This is a genomic window from Acinetobacter sp. IRS14, assembly GCF_034650275.1.
In the GTDB taxonomy this organism is placed as follows: Bacteria; Pseudomonadota; Gammaproteobacteria; order Pseudomonadales; family Moraxellaceae; genus Acinetobacter; species Acinetobacter oleivorans.
The window spans coordinates 1-3,627 of sequence record NZ_JAOVFN010000047.1 but is presented as its reverse complement, the minus strand read 5'-3'; the positions used below and the strand labels follow the sequence as shown (position 1 = coordinate 3,627).

The window sequence follows — 3,627 nt, the reverse complement described above, 5'->3', positions numbered from 1 at the left end:
ATTTTTTATGGTTCAGCATTCGTGCTCCATTCAATTATTTCGTTATTTTTTATGATTTAAAGTATAAAAATCGTCCAATAATTACATAAACAAAAATAAATATATATATTTTTTTTAATTATTAAAATTTATATGATCACTTTTTATTCTTTAAATTTATATCTTAATCTTATAAAATATTTATAAAGTTTTCCTCCAAAAGCAAAAAAGCTAGGTACTCACCTAGCTTTAATATAAAAACAACTATACTCGACTTAAATATAATCAACCTTTTGAGCTTTTAAAATATCAAGCTGCAACATCTTTTTCTTTTTATATTTATAGGCAATAAACAAACCAATAAACCATACTGGTGAAAACTCTAAAGCAATTAACGTATCATGATCTAAAGCTAAAATTACTATAGTGAAGACTAAAAACAACATTGTCATCCATGCCATAAATAAACCACCTGGCATTTTATATTTTGACTGGATATGTAATTCTGGGCTTTTCTTACGATAATAAATATATGAAAGCACAATCAGCATGAATGTAAAAATACATAAAATTGAAGTGAGCGCTGAAATAATCGTAAATGCCGTCATAACATTTGGCACAATGAATAGAATTGATGTTCCAAGCGTTACGCAAGCCATTGAAAATACGAGACCTCTAATTGGAACCTTTCTTTTAGACAGCTTACTAAAGCTTTTGGGTGCATCATTGTCCAAAGCTAAACCATATAACATACGGCTGGTCGCAAAGATTCCACTGTTTGCCGAAGATAGTGCCGAAGTCGCAACAACAAAGTTGATTAAACCTGCCGCAATTGGTAACCCAACTAAAGTAAACATTTCTACAAATGGGCTTTTATCTGGCGATACTTTAGCCCAAGAAGTGACTGCAATAATACAAACCAATGCTCCCACATAAAACAACAAAATACGTAAAGGAATAGAGTTAATTGCTTTTGGAAGTGAGGTATGCGGATCTTTGGTTTCAGCAGCAGTTGTACCGACAAGCTCAATACCCACAAACGCAAATATGGCAATTTGGAAGCCAGCTAAGAAACCTGTTACACCATAAGGAAACATAGATTGTGTTTCAAACAAATGGCTCATTGAGGCCTTAACCCCATTTGGAGAAGTAAATCCAGTACTAATTAAATAAATACCAGCCAAAATAAACAGAATAATTGCAGTAATTTTGATGAGTGAGAACCAAAACTCAAGTTCACCGAACAATCGCACAGCCACAAAGTTGAGTATGGTTAAAACCGCCAATGAAGTAAATGCAGGAATCCAAACGGGTAAATCGGGATACCAAAACTGCATGTACCCTCCAATCACAATCACGTCTGCAATCGCAGTAATAATCCAGTTACACCAGTAGGACCAACCAAGGAAAAAACCTGCCCATGGGCCGAGATAAGCCGTTGCAAAATCGGCGAATGTTTTAAAATTGGTATTCGCAAGCAACAGCTCCCCCATTGCCCGCATCACGAAGAAAAAGAAGAAACCAATAATTAAATAGGTTAAAACAATTGAAGTACCCGAAACACTTAATGTTTTCCCGGAACCCATAAATAATCCAGTACCAATTGCACCACCAATTGCGATCATCTGAATATGACGATTGGTTAATGAGCGCTGCAATTTCTCTTCTTCTTGTTCAGTCATATGTTGACTACCAAGAAGATCTCCTTCCAGGAACTGCTTTCCGTTATTCTTACTCATGTAATATTTACTCCAATTTATAGCAACCGTCGTAAATGCTTTAATAATAAATAAATTATATGATTATTAATTTAGTCCATTAAATCATGTTAAAAATATTATTAAACCACTTAAAACCTTATAAATTCCTTTTTAAAAGCTATTACCTATAACAATAAAAATTAATCATCAATCCTTTCCTTCATTATTATATTAGCCTGCTTTTCCCAATATAATTTCAATAAACAATTAAAATATATAAATTAATTAAATATTTTATTTACTTACTCTTTATATAAAAAAACAGGCTAATTAATCCCAGCTCAGCGAGCAAGATTGTATTTATCCATATACCCATCTTGCGCTAGCGATAATATAGTATTCCTTCTTAAATTTGGTGAAATGTATAGTAATTTCCGCTTAATTAACAGCCATTCGAAAATGTTCAGTCGCTTTGAGTTTATTGACCACTTCTGGATTCGAAACTTGTTTAACTTGAACACTTAGCACCCGAACTAAAGAGCCATTTTCAACATTCAATTGTTTTGCCTGTTCTTTTGTTAACTGCAATATGTTTTGATGAGGTTTGCTATACACAAGAATGGCCCGATAATTTTCATAGTCATGATTGGCCACAATGTAAGCTTCATCACCTACGGCGATATTTTCAGGTTGTTCAATTTTTACCGCTACAGACTGACTTTCTTTAATTGCCCGTAAATTTTCGATATCGGCCTGCAATGTCGCCCCACCATCAAAAATATCGACATAGCCTTTATAGCGTAGCCCCTCTTCAAGCAAGAGGTTGTAGGCTGGTCGAGTATTTGGGTGAACAATGCCAATCGCGGCTTTCGCATCATCAGGTAACATATCGACATAGAGTGGATGTCTTGGCATTAGCTCAGCAATAAAAGCCTTTTGCCCGACTCCACTCAAATAATCGGCTTTGGTAAATTCAATATTAAAAAACTTATGCCCTACCGCATTCCAAAATGGTGATTGTCCATTTGCATCAGAGTATCCACGCATTTCAGCAACAATGGTTTCTTCAAAATATTGGCGAAATGCTGACAGAAACAAGAAGCGAACTTTAGATAAAAATTTGCCATTTTTATTTAAGCGATAGTCAGGATCTAAAAATAAAGTACAAAGCTCACTACAGTTAGTATGGTCATTACTCAAATACAAAGTCGGTAAAGCGTTATAAACACTTAAAGGTTCAGATGCGTGAACTTGTGTCCCTACATGGAAGTTATACCAAGGCTCTTTTAAACCAAGTGCGACTTCAATCCCGCAAACACCGACAACTTTGTTGAGTTCAGTATCTTCTAAAACAAATAAATAGACCTGATCTGCTTTTGGGAGTTCACCTGCAACAGTTTTACAGGCCCGCTCAATACGAGCGGCAAGTTTTTCCATATTTGGCTGCAAAGATGTCAAACCAAAACCTGCTTTTTGCGCCAACAGGTAAAGGTCATTAACATCTTTAGGTTCGATGTAGCGAATAATCATCATGCTGCTTGTTCATCCTTTTGAATTTCCACAAAGCGAGCAAGCGCACGTTCAAAGCGTTTTAAGCCTTCATCAATATCAGCAAATGGAATAATCAAAGACGGTGTAAAACGTAGAACATTTGGGCCAGCAATCAGACTCAGTAATCCTTCTTCACCTGCAAGGTTATTAATATCTTTTGCTTTACCAGCAAATTTGTCTTTTAAAGCACAGCCAATCAGTAACCCTTCACCGCGAATCGTCTCAAAGATTTCATATTTTTCATTTAATTGATTTAAAGCGTTTTTATAGTAATCATGGCGCTCTTTAACGCCATTGAGCACTTCGGGTGTATTAATAAACTCAAATACTGCACCTGCAACCGCACTTGCTAACGGGTTACCACCATAAGTCGTACCATGTGTACCCACTGAAAAAT

General features: G+C 35.4%; 3 protein-coding genes. All 3 read right to left on the bottom strand.

All coding sequences use genetic code 11. The features are described 5' to 3' along the window. Window positions 1–254: 254 nt before the first annotated feature. Window positions 255–1,718, bottom strand: a complete 1,464-nt coding sequence (locus ODQ17_RS18940) for an amino acid permease (protein ID WP_238613092.1) — start codon at window positions 1,716–1,718, stop codon at window positions 255–257. A 399-nt stretch (window positions 1,719–2,117) separates the two neighbouring features. Then, a complete protein-coding gene (gene astA, locus ODQ17_RS18935; protein WP_322905594.1) occupies window positions 2,118–3,212 on the bottom strand; it encodes an arginine N-succinyltransferase in 1,095 nt (364 codons plus the stop codon). Continuing rightward, window positions 3,209–3,627 (bottom strand): aminotransferase class III-fold pyridoxal phosphate-dependent enzyme (locus ODQ17_RS18930; RefSeq protein ID WP_322905592.1); only part of this gene is annotated, 419 nt, incomplete at its 5' end. The genes astA and ODQ17_RS18930, both read right to left, overlap by 4 nt.